Here is an 18,549-nt window from a genome sequence, read left to right on the forward strand (position 1 = left end):
CTATCCTTAAATTTCAACTTATTTCACTAAAATTTTTAAAATACTAAGACCATTTTTATTGTAGCTGTATCACTAAAAAATTTGAGATTTGACGTCATAGACATGCAAAAAAATGGTTTGTCTATCTTTAGTCTTAACGGTGATTCTCTTACTTTTTTGAGTTTAGTAACTAAGATTAGAAAGTAAAAATTAAAAAAATTAGGGAGTACTTTTAAAGTTTACTCCCTAACCTTAGTTACTAAACTAGTATTTTATTTAACACCTGTTAATGCAACTCCATTAACATATAAAGTATATCCATTACTTATTACATTTTCAGGATTTCCATTAAATTCTGTAACATAACTATCTCCAGTTAATGTCCATGTACTAGAACTATCAAGTGTTACAGATACTTTTCCTACATCTGTTGATACTGAACTACCTTCTGCATTTGTTATTTTTCCATCTATATAACCTTCAAAAGTAGAATTATCAGATATTTCTAATGTAAGACTTGAATCGCTACCAACCTTAATTGCTCCTGTAAGTGTTTGAGAAGAGGCTTTTAATGTTGCAATATTGCTTCCTCCACTCCATCCATCAGCACATACAGATAACAAAATATTTTCTGAATCTTGATTATCAATTTTTACATCTTTTAATGTAATAATTGAATTAGTATTAGTTACATGAAATACATGTCCACTTTTACTAGTTAGACTTCCACCATTCATCGTAAATTGGCTTGTACCACTTGCAGCATCACCAGACATTGATTGGTAAATCATTATACTATCTAAAAACTTTGCATTTCCATTTCTTTTAGTGTTATTCGCAGTTAAATTAGAATTATTCAAAGTAATTGAATTTAATCCTTCAATACAAACTCCTTCTGAAAGATTTGAAGTTAAAGTTGAATTTGATACTGTAATATCAGCTGTTGAATAAATTGCAGGAGAACCTAAACCATTAGAAGTGTATGTTCCTCCATCAACAACTACGGTTCCACCACCTCTGTCAGTTCTTATTGCAGCTGATGATTGCCCGCTAGTAGTAATATCTAAGTCATAAGCATAAGTTGTACCACCACCCGTAGTCATAATACCACCGGATCCTCCACCAGTTGTTACTATCTTGGTATCACGAATAGTTACTGTAGTTCCATCACCTTCAGCACCATTATTTCCACCATTTCCTCCATAACTGAAAACTCCATTAGCACCATTTGCACTAGTATTAATAGTACCACCTGTTATAGTTGTCTTAGACCCATCTTTAACTAAAATACCTGCATTCAATCCATAGAAATTACTATTATCTCCACCATCAGAATCTCCAGATTTTGTAACTGTTGGATTATTGATTGTAACTTCTTCTGATGTTTTTATAAGCAAAGCATTCTCATCACTACTTGTACTAGAGTAAGTTTTATCTGTTTGAGTTTCACTAGAAGAAATCTCTACTGCTCCAGTATAAGTAATATCTGAACTACTTTGTCCTGGAGGACCGCCTCCTGGACCTCCACCACCATCAGGTGGAGCACCATTTTCATTTTTTACTGCCTCTTCAGTGTTGTTTGTTGATGTTTTTATATTATAGGCGTATAACCCAAAACCACAAGCTGTTGCTAATAAAATTGCAAGCAAACTTATTAATTTCTTATTTCTAAACTTTTTCATAATATTTACCTCCTTATTTTTTATGAGTTTATTATAAAGCAGTTTTATTGAAATAAGATTGAAATTTTTAATTATTTATAAAAAATTTAATAATAAGTTTAAATTTTCCATTTTTTGTTAAAACCTCTATATTTCCACCATGTTTTTCAATAATAGCTTTTGCAATAGAAAGACCTATCCCATAATGTAAATCTTCACTATTTCTAACTTCATCAACTCTATAAAATCGATCAAAGATATGATTAAGTTTTTCTTGTGGAATTTCATTACTATCATTGATTAAATTTAACTCAATAGTATTATTTTTTCTTTTTAAATTTATATTAATATTTTTTCCTGAAGAATGCCTAATCGCATTATCTAATAAGATAGATACAAGCTGTTTAAGTTGTATTTGATTTCCAATTAAATATACATCTTCGTCAATATCTATTATAAATTCTTTTCCTTTCTCAAAAGCAAAACTTTCAAAAGCTAATATTTCTCCTAAAATAATCCTAGAAAAATTTATATTTTCCATAGAAACAATCACATCTTCTGCATGTGATAAATCTAAAAGTTGTTTTATAAGAATACCCATTCGCTCATTTTCATATTTAATATTTTCAAGCCATTCATTATTACCAATTTCTCGAGAAAGTAATTCTGTATTTGTTCCTATAATTGCAACCGGGGTTTTTAATTCATGACTAGCATCGGATATAAATTGTTTCTGTTTACGATCATTTTCTTCAAGTGGTTTTATAATACGTTTTGACAATGGTAATGATAATAAAAACATTCCTATAATTGAAGTAAATCCTACAATCAAAACATATCGAAGCATAGTTCTTAATCCAGCTTCTGAAACAGTGTTATCCATAAATGCAACAAGAGTATATCCATTTTTATCTTTTACGACATAAGATAAATTACTAGTTCTTCCTGAATGTTTTTTCTCATCTAAAATGCTCTTTGCAATCTGTGTTAGTTTATCATTGTTATACAACTCTTTATTTCCATTATCTACAGAAAGTACTGAACCATTGTTTGAAATTGCAACCGAATAAAAAGTTGACAATTGATAATCTGAATTTTTATTAGGATTTTTTTCTAACTCTAAATCTTTTTTATTTCTATTTTTTTCTTTGTTATCTATGGAATAATCCTCAACATATCGTTCTAACATATCTAAATTTTTTTGTCTAATCTCTCTAAAACTAGCCAATAAAATTACTGACAAAGTTACTGCAAATAAGATAATAATTGAGCCCATAATTGATAATATTATCTTTTTTCTAGATTTACTAAACATCTTTTTCCCTCAATTCATATCCTAAACCACGAACAGCTTTAATTTCTACTTTTGAGCCTACAAATGCAAGTTTCTTTCTTGTAAATGACATATATACTTCCACATTATTATATTCAGTTTCACTTTCAAATCCCCATATTTTCACTGCAAATTGCTCTCTAGTCATAATTTGACCATTATTATTAAACATATACTCTAAAATACGCAACTCTTTTTCGCTTAATCTAACATTTTGACCTGTAGTATCACAATTTAACATTGCAGTTGCTTTATCTATAGTAAGATCTCCATATTTTAAAATATCTTCTTGAAATGAAGAAGAACGTCTCCCCAATGCACGAATCCTAGCTAATAGTTCTTTAGTTTGAAATGGTTTTGTTAAATAATCATCAGCACCGCTATCAAGCCCTTCAACTTTATCATCCAACTGACTCTTTGCTGTTAACATTAGAATTGGAGTTTTAATGCCATTTTTTCTCGCTCTTTTTGCAACTTCAAATCCATTCATTTCTGGCATCATAACATCAAGTACGGCAATATCATATATTCCACTTTCTAGAGCCATAAGTGCAGAATCACCATCCTCCATATGATCTACATCATATTTCTCTTGCTTCAACAATTCTACAAGTGCCCTTGCCATCCTTTTTTCATCCTCAGCTAAAAGTATTCTCATTCTATCACCGCCTTTTCATTCCTCAAAAAAATAATTACTAAAACGAAAAATGAATAAAAGAGAAAATTTTACTAATTTTCTCTATATTATTTCTATTAATACTATTTAATTTATCATACTTTAAGAATAATCGTTAAAATTATCTTCTATTAATTCATAATCAATAGATGACTGTAAATTTCCTAATTGATCTTTCCAGGAATCAGAATTAATTCTTATTTTTTTAAATCCTAATAATTCGTAAATATGCTGAGCCCTTTTATTTTTAACATTAGTATCTAAAATAATCACTTTAAAGCCCATAGTAAACAGCTCTTTTATAAAAAGACTTAAAATCACTCTCCCTAGTCCTTTTTCATGATAGTTGGGATTACATATTTTAATGCCAATTTCTACTTTGTAATCTTGTATATTTCGGTAATTCATTTCTCCTATTGGCATATTATCATATTCAATTATAAGTGTACGTCCATTCTCATCACTTTCTTGTAAAATTTGGCTCTTGATTTTATCTAAAGTTATACCTAATCCATTTGGAAATCCAGCATGAGCCATAACTTTACCATCATTCCACCATTCAGCAAGTTGCTCACAATCTGTTATAACAGAATTTCTAATACGAATTCTATCTTTACTAATATCCATTAATTTTCCTCAAAATATTTCTTTTTTAATATTATTCCCACTCGATATATCCATTGATGTTGTTTTATATAAATGGCATAAAATCAATGTTTTTGTTATCAAATTTGGCCTTATTATCCGTTTTATTTCTGTTTATCTAATTTTTTGCAAGCATATTGCAAGCAGAAATTTATTTTTCAGATCAAAATTTATATTTTATTTGAAATATTCATTTAATTTAGAGTATACTTTTTTCTTTTCCCTTACTCTCTTAAAAATATATTCTCTAAATTCCATTGCTGCACTTATCGCTATATCCGTTTCATTGAAGGTTGGGAAATATCCACCATGAACAATTTTATTCCTCATTTTATAAGTGTTGTTATACCAATTACAAATTGGTGTTTCTTTTCTAGTTATATCCCATATCCCACCAATGTATTTTGCTAATTTCTTTTTTACTATACTCATAAAGCTTTCATCCTCAAGTATCTTCTCTATATCTAATTCGCTTATATCTGAACAAATTAAGACTTCTCTATAAATGATTCTAATTAAAATCTCAATACTCGTCTGAATACTTATAACAGCCTCATCATAGAATCCCTCTCTAAATTTCCTCCTAGCTTTTAAAACATACGATTCTGAATGTATCAAAGGGTTTAATTTTTCATTATAAATATTATAAATTCTGAGACACTCATAAATATTTTCTTGCTTTAAACTTTCTTTCTTATATGGTACATCCATATGAAGCATAAATATACTTTCCTCATTTTTTATTTCCTCTAGATTTACTAAATTCATAACTACTATAGGAAAAAGCATCTCTTTAGTCACTCTGAAGCACCTATCATCTTTTGCACAAGTCGTATAAGCTATAATTTGTTTATTAAGCTCTTCTAATGAGTAATCAAACAATTTATTTTGTATATTTTCATAAGCTTCTTCTTTGTATATATTGAAATTATAACTTATCGCAACAATAACAGAAGTATAATATTTTTTTACAGGTAAATCCTTATGCTCCATCATAACTTCTTCACGTTCACGTATTTTATAAAAATAATGCAGTATACAGTTTTCTTTTTTAAAACTAAATAAACTTTTATCTTCCAAAGCTAATTGAAAAGGCAAAGATATCTCAAATTCTAAAAATCGATTTATATCAAATTTAACATTTTTATATAGTGGCTCAATTTGACTGTAAAATAAATCTTCTCCAATAAGAAAATTTCTCTCTTTTTTCAAACAACATTTTTTATATTTTTTCCCACTTCCACATGGGCAAGGATTATTTCTGCCAATTTTCATAATTATTCCTCACCTAACCACAATCCAATTTCCATCTCTCTTTGAGCCAATTCTTTCTATCATCTTTTTTTCCCTGCAAAGATTTAAATGTTCTTTCGATGGTTCTCTTTGTTACCCCTATTATTTCTGCAAGTTCAACTGATGTTACGCTCGGATTTTCAATCAAGATTTCTATCACTTTCTTTTCAGTCTTGTTCAAAACGACATTTTTTCTTGTCTATTTGGTCAATTACTTCTTTTTCAAAAGGAATAGTACACCTAATATAATTGCTTTGAATTTCAAAAACTTCTTTTCCGTATTTTTCTACAATCGTTGGAATACCATACCATGTATGTTCTGTCAGACCCATATTCAAAAATATTCTCATCAATGTGGCATTTCTAGGTTTACTTATTCCATCAAAAAATTCCTTTTCTGTCATTCCACCAGAAAGACCTCCATGAGAAAGAATCTCCAACCTATCATGAAACATCGAAATCTGAGGTTCTGTAACAGTCCAATCATTATGAACTAAAGCATTAAGAATTGCCTCATTAACACAATCAAAATCAAATAGATAAATATCTTTTCTTGGTCTAACCGTCGTATCAGAAATACATATATTCTCTGCTTGCAACCTGTTTCTTATTTTCCCATAGGTCGTTAAAATACAGCCATAACCGTAATCACTTCGTTCAGAGATTGATGCCTTATTTTTCCCTTTAAATTTTGCAAAAATAAACGGAATATTATTTTTATCCGATAATAATTCTGCCAATAAATTATATTCTCCAGCTTCATTTCTTAAATTTAAATTCGTTTCAAAAGATTTATCTTCTAAATTGTATCCTTTTTCAGAATAATATATCTTAAGTTCTCTAAATGATAAATCCGATGAATTCGATCTTTTCTTAAGCATATATTCAGTGTCTATAAATTTTTTTCTCATATCTAATTTAAATCTGGTCAGAGGTCATCTCTTTGCAAGTTGTACCTATTCTTATGGTACATCCAGCAGAAGAAAATCCATATTTTTTTGACAATAAATATGATTGTGACCTTTATTTATATGAATTGCAATGATAGTTTTTCCTTCATCAAATTGAAGCTCTGATTTAATTTCATCTTTAGGATTCGGTTCAATTTGGCTTGTTATGATATCGGATATTTTTCTAAGAACTTCATCAATTTTGTTCACACCAATTATAGTTCCATTATCTTTTACACCGATAAGAATTGTTCCACCACTACTATTTAGGAAAGATACTATTTCTTTTGCAATTGTATCAGTATATTTGTTCATTGCAACTATCCTCCAATGTAATATATTATATCGCATTGAAGATATTTATAAAATATAAACCGACATTTTATTGTCGTATTCGTCTTAATTGTCAAGACATATGTTACACTTTGAGAAGTATTCTGATACAACTTTATTTGGGCTCTTAAAATTTAGTACGGCCTTTGCTGTCTTATTATATCTCGCTTCATGCTTGGCTACCTGCTTTATAAGTTCTTTTTCGCTTGTGAAGACTTTCCTGTTATAAAGAATCTTACCGTCTTCTCTATGACTTCGTTCTACTTTCCCATTCTGCCATGGAGAATAGGGTCTTGTCCTTTGCAATAACATATGCAATGCCTTTGCACTCTTCTCAAACGCACTTTCAAGCTCTGTTCGTTCTCCATCGTTTACAAACTCAGGTCCGTTATCTACTTGGATCATTCGAATCGGAAATCCCACTCTACTTTCTAGTTCTTTTAGGTATTTATAGGTATTTACTTGTTTCGTAGGTGCTCTTTTCTTTTACTATTTTCAATATACGTTTCCTACTGTACTCGTCTATCCCTGTAATCTGATAGTATCTATGTCCATAACTTGGAAAGCGGATACATTCATTTGGCACATACTTTATGTCTATTTGAACTTTATCTCCAGGATATTTAACCCTCCATACGCTCATATTTACAGTAGCTCTTTTTATGGATTGTAGGCTTCTTGTATCCTTTTTTTCGTATCTGTCTGCACATACTTCCAAAGCTTCTTTTATATCCGCATTTTATGCTTCTAACATATACTTCTGCCAACCCATATATTCCGTTACGCTTCAGTATTCGACGGATTAAGGCAAGTTCTTCCTCTGTATGAGCATTTGGACTATAATGCGGTCGTTTACTCTTAAATGCGAGGCTACGAACATTTCCGTCGTATTTTTTTAACTGATGATACACAAACTGTCTATTTGTTTGATATCGTCTTGCTGCACGTGTTACTCCATATTTAATAGCATATTCACATAAACGCTGGCGAAAACGCATTTCTTCTGTTATAATTTTCATGAGAGAACTCCTTCCGATACTGTAGTTTTTTTGCTTTAAAACATTGTATCAGAAGTTCTCTCTTTTTTTATTTATTTCTGTAACATATGCCTTATCACATTACAGAAAATTTTGAAAGTCTATATTTTTTGCCAAGATAAAACTTTATATTCAAAAGGAGTATTCATATTTGACAAATGCAAAAAGACTGTAACGACTAAGCTACGGTCTAATTTTTTTATCCATCTGTAAAGCCACTTTGAGCTATTATTGGATTTATTCTTTTTGAAATTTTTACCTAATTTTGCCCCAACCGCTCATTTCATCATGCTATAAGCATGGATTTTAAGCCGTTTATGAGGATTTTCGCTTTATTCCCACTCGATTGTTGCTGGTGGTTTGCTTGTTATGTCATAGACAATTCTGTTTATATTCTCTACTTCATTTACTATTCTTATGGAAACTCTGTCAAGTACTTCATAAGGGATTCTCGCCCAGTCGGCTGTCATAAAGTCTGTTGTTGTAACTCCTCTTAGGGCTAGAGTGTAATCATATGTTCTAAAGTCCCCCATTACCCCAACAGTTTTGTTATTTGTAATAACTGCAAAATATTGGCTTATATTTTTATCTTCTCCTGCTTTTGCTATTTCTTCTCTAAATATTGCATCGGCATTTCTTAGTATTTCTAATTTTTCTTCAGTAACCTCGCCCATTACTCTTATTCCTAAACCAGGTCCTGGGAATGGTTGTCTGAAAACTAAATATTCAGGCATTTTAAGTTCTAAACCTAATCTTCTTACTTCATCTTTGAATAAATCTCTTAAAGGTTCTATCAAATCTTTAAAATCTACAACATCCGGAAGTCCTCCTACATTGTGATGTGATTTTATAACTTTTGCATCTCCAAGACCTGACTCAATAACGTCCGGATATATTGTTCCTTGAGCTAAGTAATCTACTTGACCAATTTTTTTAGCTTCATCTTCGAAAACTCTAATAAATTCTTCTCCAATTATTTTTCTTTTTTGTTCAGGATCTGTAACTCCTTTAAGCTTTTCTAAAAATCTGTCTTTTGCATTTACTCTTACAAAATTTAATTCATCATTTTTAAAAGCTTCTTCTACTTCATCACCTTCATTTTTTCTCATAAGTCCTGTATCAACAAATACACAAGTTAATTGGCTTCCAATAGCTTTTGAAAGTAATGATGCACAAACAGAAGAGTCAACACCTCCTGAAAGAGCTAATAAAACTTTTTTATCTCCTACAGTTTGTTTTATTTTTTGTATTTGTTCATTCATAAAGTTTTGCATTGTCCAATCACCACTTGCATTACAAATATCGTAAAGGAATGATTTTATTAATTCTTTTCCTTCTTCTGAGTGATTAACTTCTGGATGATATTGAACTGCATAAATTTTCTTTTCTTCATTTTCTATTCCAGCATAAGGACATGTATCAGTATGTTGAATACAGTCAAATCCTTCGGGAAGTTTTACAACTTGATCTTGATGACTCATCCAAACAGTTGTTTCAGATTTCATATTTGAAATAAGTTTTGAATTTTTATCTTTGATGCACAAAGTTTTTCCAAATTCCTTTTTGTCAGCTTTTTCAACAACTCCACCAAATGTTTGAGATATTAATTGCATTCCATAACATAATCCTAAGATTGGTATGTTAAATTCAAAAATTTCTTTTTCAATTTTTGGCGCATTTTCGTCATAAACACTATTTGGGCCGCCTGTAAAAATTATACCGATAGGTTTTTTTGTATTTATTTCATTAACTGCTTTATTGTAAGGAACAACTTCACAATATACATTAAGATCTCTAACTCTTCTAGCAATTAATTGGTTATATTGTCCTCCAAAATCAACAACAAGTATTAATTCATTTTTCATAAAATAGTCTCCTTATTTTTATTTAACAATAATATTATATAATAATAATAGCAAAAGGTAAATATTAATATAATCATTTTAATTAAAAAAGGAAGCTTCCGCTTCCTTTTTGTTGATAATTTATTTTACTTCAGTTGGTACAGTAATTTTACCATCTGCAATGCTCTTCTTTAATTCTTCAATTTTTTGTTTTAATTCATCAGGAATTTTAATCTTTAATTGATCTTCTTTTCCATATGCAACATCAACACCGTTTGTTTTAAGTGAAAATTCAATAGTTTCTCCACCTCTGAATTTTCCTTCATATAAATCTTTTCCAACACTCTTAATAGCTTCGTTTACTTTTTTGATTGTAGAAGCTACAACATATTCTGGTGCTAAGTAAGATTGATCTCTATCTACACCAAAAACAAATTTTTTGTTTTCTTTGGCTGATTCGATTACTCCATTACCAGTTCCACCTGATGCATGGAAAATCATATCAACACCTGATGAGTACATGCTATTTGCAATAGCTTTACCTTTAGTAGCATCACCAAAACTTTCAGCATATTGAGCAACAACTTCTACTTTTTTGTTATTGTCTTTTGCAGCAAGTTCAACACCCGCTCTAAATCCTGCTTCAAATTTTTTGATTAATGGAGATGTAATACCACCAACAAATCCTACTTTATTTGAAGTAGTTAATGTTCCAGCTAAATATCCAACTAAAAATGAGTTTTCATTATCTGCAAATATTGTTCCAATTAAATTCTTTGGTGTGTTTTCAAAAGAAGAATCAATGATTACATATTTTTGATCAGGATTAGCTTTTGCAGCAGCTTCAATATCTTTTGCTAGCGCAAATCCAATTCCAGCAATTAAATCATTTTTAGCATCAAGTAAAGTTTCTAAGTTCGTTTTGTAATCAGAAGCTTGTTTACTTTCAACATAAGTAGGTTTTTCAATTATACCTTCTTTTTCTAATTCTTTTAATCCTTCATAAGCAGATTGGTTAAAAGATTGATCATTTACACCACCAGTATCTGTTACCATAGCATACTTAATTGGTTTTTTAGTGTTTTCTTTTTTTTCTTCTGTCTTTGTGTCTTTTGATTCATTAGGTTTAGAAGAGCAACCTGTTAAGATCATAGCGCCAACTAAAAGTGCCGCAAAAGTCTTTTTGAGTTTCATATAAAACCTCCTAGTTTATTTAGTCAAATACATTATATATCAAAGTTATCAAAAATTCAATACTTTTTTACTAATCTCCGACTAAATTGTCACCATTTCCTGAATTATTGTCATTTTTCTTATCATGATTAATATTTTCACCTGATTCCGATTTACTATCTAAATACTGCCCTATTATATCTCTAACAATTGGACCACAATAAGCTCCAGCTCCACCTTGAAATATTACTGTTGCAATAGCAATTTCTGGTTTATTATAAGGTGCAAAAGAAACATTCCATGCATAGTTATCATATGCTTGTCCAGTAACTGGATTTACTCCACTTTTTTGTGCAGTACCTGTTTTTGTTCCAATTTCAATTGGTAAATTTTTAAATATTTTAGAATTTTCTGAAGTCTTAGATGCCATATTCATACCTTCCAAAATATACTTTAGATTTTTAGGATTAAAACTAGATTTTTCAGTTTCAGGATTATTTTGAAATGAAACTGTCTTATTATCATAACTTACTATTTTTTCAATAACAGATGTTTTTATCTTCTGACCTCCGTTTGATATCATCGCCATATATCTAGCCATTTGAATTGGAGTATATGCATTTTGACCTTGTCCAATTACTGTATTTAAAGAGTCTGCATTAGACCAAGAAGCTTGATTTAAATAATCAAACTTTATCATATCAGCTAGAGTAGTTTTTGAATTAGAAACAGTTTCTTCTGCTTTTAATTCTAATTTTTCTAATCTTTTAATCACTTCAGTTCTTGATGGAACAGTATCTTCATCAGCCCAACTTACAATAGTATCAATAATTTTAGTAAAATCATAGTCATCTTTATTTTTTCCATCCAATATATATTTATCAATTTCTTTTTCGAGTTTTTGCTTTAACATAATTTTTGTTAAAGATTTCTTAGTATTTGAATCAGGAACAACACCCTTACTTTCTTTAGGTACATTAATTTCAATTCCTGTTCTTTCACCAAGTCCCAATTCTTTTACTGTTTTTGATAAATCTTCTATTGTAACTTTAGTTCCAGTTTTTTTATTTGATTTTGGGTTTTCTCCTAAAGCTAAAGCGTAAAAATAATAGTTACAACTGTCTCTTAATGCTGTTCTTAAATTTTCATTACCATGAGTTTTTTTATATTGATTCCAAATCCAACAACCAAATTTAGTATCCCCAACATCCATTACACCTTGACAGTTAATGTTTTCATTAGGATTCAATCCTTTTTCAAGCGCTGTTAAAGCAGTTGCCAATTTAAAAGTAGAACCTGGTTGTGAAATACTTTGAGTTGCTATATTATACAGAGGTCTTGGAGCAAGAAAATCTCTTGGATCTTCAGGAAACAAACTTATCCAATCACTATTTGAAATTCCAGTTACAAAAAGATTTGGATCATAGGAAGGATAACTTGCAAGAGCTAACACTTTTCCTGTTTTTACATCGAGAACTACAACCGCTCCACTTGTTGCATTTTTATGACTTTCATTAGGTCTATAGCTTCCCCACTTACTTTTATATTCACTTCCATTTCTTATAGATTCTAAAGTACGTTTTAAAGACTCTTCTGCTACCTTTTGTAAATCTGAATCAATTGATAAATAAACATTTTTTCCAGGAATAGCTTGTGTTTCAGAAATAGTTTCTGTTCTATTCCCTCTATTATCAACCATAACTTTCTTAAATCCATCTTGTCCTTTTAAAGAAACTTCTTGACTTTCTTCTACTCCCGTTTTTCCAATGAAACTATCAGAAGAGTAACCCTTATCTTTACTATATTTTTCAATTTCATCTTGCTGTGATATTTTTCCAATATATCCTAAGATATGTGAAGCCATTTCTCCGTTAGGATAGTACCTTATAGGTTCCATTGAAACCGTAAACCCATTGTTATTCTCAAATTTTTCTTTTATATGGGAAATACAGGGTTCAGAAATACCATATGTTAATGTTATAGGAATATATGCTTTATCTCCTTGTAACTCTACTTTTCTATTTAAAACCAAATAACTATATGCATTATAATCATCTAAATTTTCAATAGAATATGTCTTTTTTAAAATTTCAAATAAACTTTCAGCAGTATAATCATCTTTAATTTTATATCTATTTTTTATTTCTGTACGATTTATATTATAAACATAGTCAAATGATTTACTAGTTATTGAAATTTTTAAAATTATATTGTTTTCTGTATTTACTTCTTGAGCAACAGTTTTTATTTCATCTGATAGAACAAAATCATAGAGTATATTATTATCTTCAGCAATAGAAATTAGATGAGTTAAAGGTTCTACATCATTTTTAGAATTATCTTTATAATTAAATTGAACTACTTCCTTATCCTTTTCATCTTTAACAAGAGTATAATCAACATTTGCATCTATACCTTTTTCTTCTAATTTTTTTAATAATATTTCTGCAGGAATGATTTTATTACCATTTTTATCAACTTTGACATAGCTCAATAATTTATCCATAGTAAACTTTCTAACCATATTGTAAAAATCATCTTTTGCACTTGTCTCCATTGTTACCTTAGAATTTTGTTTATTTAATTCAGATTTAATTAATAATAAATTATATCTATTTAAATCAACTAATGGTTTTAATTCAATATTATTTAAAAGATTTCTATTTTTTAATTCATCATAAACTAATTTTCTTGCCAAAGGTTGATCTAGTATTTTTCTTATTATTGATTTATCATCTTTTACTAATGATGCAACATGAGAATAAATACCTTTAGAAAGATCTTTTCCTTTTGCATATTCATCATATTTTGTACCTTTAGTAAAAGTAATTTCTCCACTATCTACATCAAAAAAATCACTTGGAACATATATTCCTTTAAGTTGTAAATCTCTAATAACTTTTTTAATTATATAGTAAGAAAATTCTGATGATGAATTTTTTTCAATTTTTAGTTTTAAAATATCTTCTACTAAATTATTTTCCATAATAATATCAAGTACTTTCTCTTTTGGAGATTTTAATTCAGTAAAATAATCTAAATCTGAAGAATATACAAAGTAATTAATTCCTAAAAAATAATCATCAGTATCCCAACTAGCACCATCTTTATTAAGTATTTTAATTAGTTCTTCAATCTTATTTGCTTTTTCATCTTTATTTAGTCTATTAAATTCATCTTTTAAAATTTGAACAGCTGGACTAGTTTTTACTCCTGCTAACAACTTTCCATTTTTATCATAAATATTTCCTCTAGGGGCAGTTATTTTTACATCTTTAAGTCTATTATTATCTGCTTTATCTCTATAGTCATTACCATTTATAATTGTTAAGTGAAATAATTTGAGAACTAGTGCAGACATCAAAATAAATAAAATTGAATAAACTATCTTATATCTTAATTGTCTATCATTAATCTTTTCTAATTTATTCTTATCAAAAATTTTCATATAAGTACCTACTAAAATCTAAATTTTCTCTTTTTGAATACTTTTCTCAACAAATAATTACATATCAAGTATAATAAAACATTCAAAATTAATTCAATAATTATTGGACCTTTTAAATAATTTAAAAGTTCTACTGAAGATGAATTTCCAAGAATCATATTAATTATAGTATTCATAATCCAATAAAACAAAGTTGCTACTACTGTAATTATGGAACCTGAACGTATATCTCCTTTATTAATTGAATCTTCATTATATCCAACTATAAATCCTATCATATAATAAATTAATGCTCTAATTCCAATCAATTTTGAGAATAAAATATCTTCCAGAAAACCAAGAACAATTCCTGAATAACCTGATATATATGATCCATAATTCATAGCTATTGCTACAACAAGTGCTAGACTCATATTTGCTTTTGAGTTAAAAATACTAAAATTTGGCAATATAGCAGTTTGTATCATAATACTAGCAAAAAACAACAATACAATTTTTAATCTATTCATTCTTATCACCATTTCCTTTTAATACGAAAACTCTAAATAAAGTTGTAAAATCTACTGGAGATTTTACATTTATCTTTTTTTCTAAATTATTTTCTGAAGTTTTTACTTCTGTAACTTCACCGATATATAGATTACTTGGAAATACACCACCTCTTCCAGAAGTTACTAACTTATCTCCAACAACAACATCTGCATCTGATTTATACATAAACCCAGATAGAAAATCATTTTCTTGACCATTAATAGCACCAAAAGATTGAGTTCTTACAACATTAAAAGAAACATTACTTGCAGAATCAACTAAACTAGAAACTTTACTCCAGTTGTATCCCACTTCTATAACTTTTCCAACGACAGCCTTAATATAAGTGTTATTTTCGTCCCCTACAGTTCCCTGTACAATAATATCTCCAACTTTCACGCCATCTTTACTACCTTTATTAATATTAAATCTTACAAATAGATTATTATTATCTAAAGCAATTACATTAGCACTTAAAAGATTTTCTTTATTTTTCATATATAGATTATATTCATTTTTTAGAAATTCTTCTTTAGCAATTATATTCTCCATATTTGTCGCTTTTTCTTTAAGTTCTGCATTCTCAACTTTTAGTTTTTCATTTTCTTCTCTAATTGCTTTTGATCCAAAAATATTTTTAAAAACTTCCTTTGAATTAGCAATTGATGAATAAATTATTCTTGAAATTGAATTTGTAACTGTTCCTATCGCATTTTCACCAATATTCATAATAGAAGAATTATTACTGAAAAAAATAATAGAACTTAAAATAATTATAGTGGTGAAAAAAGATATCTTCTTTTTACGTGCTTTAATATTTCTAAATCTATTCATTACTTTTTCTCCTATTATTTTTAACTTTTAATTCACTTGCTAGTATACTAGCTCCAGCACAAGTACAAGTCAATGGATTATCAACGACGTTAATAGCTATCCTCAATTCATTTTGTAAATATTCAACACATCCATTAATTTTGGAACATCCTCCCGTTAAAAAAATCCCATTCCTTAAGACGTTACCAGTCATTGATGGTGGTGTTTTTTCTAATATAACTTTGATTGCATCAGCAACTGCATTAAAAAGCGGAAATAAAGAAGATGTTATATCTTTCCCATAAATTGTTGCATTTCTAGGCATTCCACTATTTATATCTCTCCCAAATATTGATAAATTATTAGTAATATTGCTAGTGATAAATGACGAAAGGTTAATCTTTATATATTCAGCAGTTTCTTTATCTATCATGAGATCATATTTATTTTTAACAATATTTATAATATCATAATCAACTAAATCTCCCCCAATATCTACAAACTTAGTTGCAACAACTCCTCCTAAACTTACTAGTGAAACGTCAACTGTTCCACCACCTACATTAGCTATAATGCTACCTGATGGCTCTAAAGCAGGAAGTCCCATTCCTATTGCGGTTGCTACGGCACTTGGAATAAATTCAACACTTCTAGCTCCAGAATATATTACACAATCTTCGATAGCTCTTCTATCAACTTCGGATATTCCACTAGATATCGCTATATATACTTTAGGATGAAAAATTGAAAAATTTGATTTTGCTTTTTTTAATAAATTAGTAAGCATTACTTGTGCAATCTCAAAATTTATTATTTTTCCACCCTTTATTGGTGATAAAGTTATAATATTATCAGGAGTTTTTCCTTCCATACTTTTTGCTTTCTCTCCGACTGCAACAATTTCATAATTATTTAAATCTACAGCCACTACAGAAGGTTCTATAATCTTACCATCTTTTCTTTTTGAGTAAATTAGAGTATTAGATGTACCTAAATCTAAAGTCAAATCTTCCCCTAAAATCCATGAAAAACTCATTATTCTACCTCTCTTATCTCATTAATCCCTTTTCTTTTAAACTTATATACTTGTTATATCCAATTATAATATGATCTAATAATCTTATTCCAACCAAATCTCCAACATCTTCTAACCTTTTTGTTATGTCTATGTCTTGTGAACTTGGAGTAGGATCACCACTTGGATGATTGTGCAAACAAATAATACTATTTGCACCATATTTCAATGCATACTTAAAAACTTCTCTTGGATGAACGATAGATGAATTCAAATCCCCTTTTGATATTTCGTTCCAAGATATTATTTTATTTTTTGTATCTAATAATAAGACGTAAAAATGCTCTTTCATTTCGTCTCTTAATATATTCATGAATATATCTGCAACACTTTTTGGAGAACAAAATGAAAAATTATCAACACATTCTCTCATGTTTAATCTTTTAAAAAGCTCTAAAGCGGAAATCAAACTACAGGCTTTAGATAATCCAATACCATCAATTTCCATAAGATCATTAATTGTAATCTCACTTATTCTATGAAATTTACTCATATAAATCCATAATTTTTTTGAAAGAGCTAAAACATCTTCTTTTTTTGAACCACTTCGAATTAAAATTGCTAAAAGTTCATATTCTGATAAACTTTCAGGACCAAATTTATAAAGTTTCTCTCTAGGCTTATCCGTTTCCTTTAATTCATTTATTGAAATAGTAAAAGTTTCAATATCTTTATATTCAATATTTTTTAATCTATTTACTTCACTTATTGTTTTATCTGCAAAAGGTATTTCTCCTTCTTTAACTTCTTTTTCAAATGATTCTTTATCTTTTATTTTTTCATTTTTTAAAAATACATTTAAATCTTTTAAAAATTCTTCATAACTATAATTTGACATAATAACCTCGTACAATTTTATACATAAAATTTGAAATCACACCAACTAGTATGCCTGTAAAAATTCCAATCATTCCTAAAATAGGAATAAAATTAACTAAAGTTCTTGAATTTAAAAGAACCATAGAAACTAGTATTTGAACCATAACATGAGAAACAGAACCTAAAACACTTATTCCTATTAAACTTAAAAATTTACTACAAAACTTATTTAATACATACATAATAATAATACTTGTAAATCCAGCAGTAAAATTATATATAAAACTTATTGGATTTCCTAAAATTATCACCAATAAAATAGCTTTTAAAAATGAAATAATAAATGCTTCCTTAAAGCCAAATAATAAAATAGAATTTATTATTATTATATTTGATAATCCTAATTTCACATTTGGTACGGGAATTGGAATATAATATTCTAGTAATGAAACTATTAAAGCTACTGAAACAAATAATGAAATTAAAACTACTTTTCTTGCTTTCACTAATTTACCACATCCAAATCATTAGTTTTTCTTGATTTTATTTGTATTACAAGTCTATTAGGCATACAAATAATTGCCTGTCCAACTTTATTTATTTTACCAAATTTAACATCAAGTTTATCAGGACAACTTGCTTCTATTACTCTAACACTTTCATTATCAACCTCTAGAATATTAAGTCCAAAAGAAGTTCTTATAGGATAAACTTTTTTTTCGTTACCAAAAGTGATTTGTTTAATCTCTTCTCCATTTACTTGAACACTAATATATTTATCACCAGTTGTTATAAAACTATTACTTATATATATAAATGACAGACAAAATACAACGATTAAAGTGAAGATAACAATAATATCACCTTTTTTCATACACACATCCTTATTTTTTATTAGAAATAACAATATTATATATTTTTAATAAAATTTATCAGTTC

Annotated in this window: 19 protein-coding genes; all 19 read right to left on the reverse strand. The window is 28.5% G+C overall.

The features are described from left to right. Positions 1-251: 251 nt before the first annotated feature. Entirely contained in the window at positions 252-1,661 is a 1,410-nt protein-coding gene (locus tag WFJ11_RS03870) for a hypothetical protein (protein ID WP_293439695.1), read from the reverse strand. 67 nt (positions 1,662-1,728) lie between these two features. Beyond that, positions 1,729-2,955 carry a sensor histidine kinase gene (locus tag WFJ11_RS03875; RefSeq protein WP_293439693.1) on the reverse strand — a complete coding sequence of 409 codons (1,227 nt, stop codon included), beginning with the start codon at positions 2,953-2,955 and terminating at the stop codon, positions 1,729-1,731. Beyond that, the gene (locus WFJ11_RS03880; RefSeq protein WP_293439691.1) at positions 2,948-3,631 is read right to left on the reverse strand and encodes a response regulator transcription factor; all 684 of its coding nucleotides are present in this window, start codon (positions 3,629-3,631) and stop codon (positions 2,948-2,950) included. The genes WFJ11_RS03875 and WFJ11_RS03880 overlap by 8 nt, the downstream gene beginning before the upstream one ends. A gap of 120 nt (positions 3,632-3,751) precedes the next feature. Further along, a complete protein-coding gene (locus WFJ11_RS03885; protein WP_293439689.1) occupies positions 3,752-4,276 on the reverse strand; it encodes a GNAT family N-acetyltransferase in 525 nt (174 codons plus the stop codon). Positions 4,277-4,471: 195 nt separating this feature from the next. Then, a complete protein-coding gene (locus tag WFJ11_RS03890; protein WP_293439687.1) occupies positions 4,472-5,569 on the reverse strand; it encodes a YecA family protein in 1,098 nt (365 codons plus the stop codon). Between the two features lie 13 nt (positions 5,570-5,582). Next, entirely contained in the window at positions 5,583-5,768 is a 186-nt protein-coding gene (locus WFJ11_RS03895) for a winged helix-turn-helix transcriptional regulator (protein WP_293439685.1), read from the reverse strand. Further along, a complete protein-coding gene (locus WFJ11_RS03900) occupies positions 5,755-6,498 on the reverse strand; it encodes an ATP-binding protein (protein ID WP_293439683.1) in 744 nt (247 codons plus the stop codon). Before WFJ11_RS03900 ends, WFJ11_RS03895 begins: the two co-directional genes overlap by 14 nt. Positions 6,499-6,549: 51 nt before the next feature. After that, positions 6,550-6,852 (reverse strand): AlbA family DNA-binding domain-containing protein, encoded by a 303-nt coding sequence (locus WFJ11_RS03905; protein WP_293439681.1) that lies wholly within the window; start codon positions 6,850-6,852, stop codon positions 6,550-6,552. A gap of 84 nt (positions 6,853-6,936) precedes the next feature. Then, entirely contained in the window at positions 6,937-7,275 is a 339-nt protein-coding gene (locus WFJ11_RS03910) for an integrase core domain-containing protein (RefSeq protein WP_338816929.1), read from the reverse strand. Positions 7,276-7,493: 218 nt separating this feature from the next. Continuing rightward, positions 7,494-7,889, reverse strand: coding sequence for a hypothetical protein (locus tag WFJ11_RS03915; RefSeq protein WP_338816930.1), 396 nt, complete (start codon positions 7,887-7,889; stop codon positions 7,494-7,496). Positions 7,890-8,239: 350 nt separating this feature from the next. After that, entirely contained in the window at positions 8,240-9,772 is a 1,533-nt protein-coding gene (gene guaA / locus WFJ11_RS03920; protein WP_293439677.1) for a glutamine-hydrolyzing GMP synthase, read from the reverse strand. A gap of 120 nt (positions 9,773-9,892) precedes the next feature. Next, complete coding sequence (locus WFJ11_RS03925; RefSeq protein ID WP_293439675.1) at positions 9,893-10,945, reverse strand: BMP family ABC transporter substrate-binding protein; 1,053 nt, start codon at positions 10,943-10,945, stop codon at positions 9,893-9,895. Between the two features lie 70 nt (positions 10,946-11,015). Further along, positions 11,016-14,372: a penicillin-binding transpeptidase domain-containing protein gene (locus WFJ11_RS03930; RefSeq protein WP_338816931.1), complete on the reverse strand. Its 3,357-nt coding sequence runs from the start codon at positions 14,370-14,372 to the stop codon at positions 11,016-11,018. Positions 14,373-14,383: 11 nt separating this feature from the next. Continuing rightward, positions 14,384-14,881 carry a rod shape-determining protein MreD gene (mreD, locus tag WFJ11_RS03935; protein WP_009354286.1) on the reverse strand — a complete coding sequence of 166 codons (498 nt, stop codon included), beginning with the start codon at positions 14,879-14,881 and terminating at the stop codon, positions 14,384-14,386. Continuing rightward, positions 14,874-15,737, reverse strand: a complete 864-nt coding sequence (mreC, locus tag WFJ11_RS03940) for a rod shape-determining protein MreC (protein ID WP_313960737.1) — start codon at positions 15,735-15,737, stop codon at positions 14,874-14,876. Before mreC ends, mreD begins: the two co-directional genes overlap by 8 nt. Continuing rightward, a complete protein-coding gene (locus tag WFJ11_RS03945) occupies positions 15,730-16,752 on the reverse strand; it encodes a rod shape-determining protein (RefSeq protein WP_293439669.1) in 1,023 nt (340 codons plus the stop codon). The genes mreC and WFJ11_RS03945 overlap by 8 nt, the downstream gene beginning before the upstream one ends. A gap of 13 nt (positions 16,753-16,765) precedes the next feature. Then, positions 16,766-17,629 (reverse strand): RadC family protein, encoded by an 864-nt coding sequence (gene radC, locus WFJ11_RS03950; protein ID WP_313960736.1) that lies wholly within the window; start codon positions 17,627-17,629, stop codon positions 16,766-16,768. Continuing rightward, a complete protein-coding gene (locus WFJ11_RS03955; RefSeq protein WP_293439665.1) occupies positions 17,616-18,116 on the reverse strand; it encodes a Gx transporter family protein in 501 nt (166 codons plus the stop codon). The genes radC and WFJ11_RS03955 overlap by 14 nt, the downstream gene beginning before the upstream one ends. Beyond that, on the reverse strand, positions 18,116-18,484 hold the full coding sequence (locus WFJ11_RS03960; RefSeq protein WP_293439663.1) for a NusG domain II-containing protein: 369 nt from the start codon (positions 18,482-18,484) through the stop codon (positions 18,116-18,118). Before WFJ11_RS03960 ends, WFJ11_RS03955 begins: the two co-directional genes overlap by 1 nt. Positions 18,485-18,549: the final 65 nt, after the last annotated feature.

Origin of the sequence: Parvimonas micra (genome assembly GCF_037482165.1) — a bacterium.
Taxonomy (GTDB): Bacteria; Bacillota; Clostridia; order Tissierellales; family Peptoniphilaceae; genus Parvimonas.

Coding starts and splice junctions, on each gene's coding strand:
- WFJ11_RS03880 (WP_293439691.1), bottom strand. CDS start 3,631: ATGAGAATACTTTTAGCTGAGGATGAAAAAAGGATGGCAAGGGCACTT.
- radC (WP_313960736.1), bottom strand. CDS start 17,629: ATGTCAAATTATAGTTATGAAGAATTTTTAAAAGATTTAAATGTATTT.
- WFJ11_RS03915 (WP_338816930.1), bottom strand. CDS start 7,889: ATGAAAATTATAACAGAAGAAATGCGTTTTCGCCAGCGTTTATGTGAA.
- WFJ11_RS03905 (WP_293439681.1), bottom strand. CDS start 6,852: ATGAACAAATATACTGATACAATTGCAAAAGAAATAGTATCTTTCCTA.
- WFJ11_RS03870 (WP_293439695.1), bottom strand. CDS start 1,661: ATGAAAAAGTTTAGAAATAAGAAATTAATAAGTTTGCTTGCAATTTTA.
- WFJ11_RS03875 (WP_293439693.1), bottom strand. CDS start 2,955: ATGTTTAGTAAATCTAGAAAAAAGATAATATTATCAATTATGGGCTCA.
- WFJ11_RS03945 (WP_293439669.1), bottom strand. CDS start 16,752: ATGAGTTTTTCATGGATTTTAGGGGAAGATTTGACTTTAGATTTAGGT.
- WFJ11_RS03925 (WP_293439675.1), bottom strand. CDS start 10,945: ATGAAACTCAAAAAGACTTTTGCGGCACTTTTAGTTGGCGCTATGATC.
- WFJ11_RS03900 (WP_293439683.1), bottom strand. CDS start 6,498: ATGAGAAAAAAATTTATAGACACTGAATATATGCTTAAGAAAAGATCG.
- mreC (WP_313960737.1), bottom strand. CDS start 15,737: ATGAATAGATTTAGAAATATTAAAGCACGTAAAAAGAAGATATCTTTT.
- guaA (WP_293439677.1), bottom strand. CDS start 9,772: ATGAAAAATGAATTAATACTTGTTGTTGATTTTGGAGGACAATATAAC.
- WFJ11_RS03930 (WP_338816931.1), bottom strand. CDS start 14,372: ATGAAAATTTTTGATAAGAATAAATTAGAAAAGATTAATGATAGACAA.
- mreD (WP_009354286.1), bottom strand. CDS start 14,881: ATGAATAGATTAAAAATTGTATTGTTGTTTTTTGCTAGTATTATGATA.
- WFJ11_RS03910 (WP_338816929.1), bottom strand. CDS start 7,275: ATGATCCAAGTAGATAACGGACCTGAGTTTGTAAACGATGGAGAACGA.
- WFJ11_RS03960 (WP_293439663.1), bottom strand. CDS start 18,484: ATGAAAAAAGGTGATATTATTGTTATCTTCACTTTAATCGTTGTATTT.
- WFJ11_RS03885 (WP_293439689.1), bottom strand. CDS start 4,276: ATGGATATTAGTAAAGATAGAATTCGTATTAGAAATTCTGTTATAACA.
- WFJ11_RS03890 (WP_293439687.1), bottom strand. CDS start 5,569: ATGAAAATTGGCAGAAATAATCCTTGCCCATGTGGAAGTGGGAAAAAA.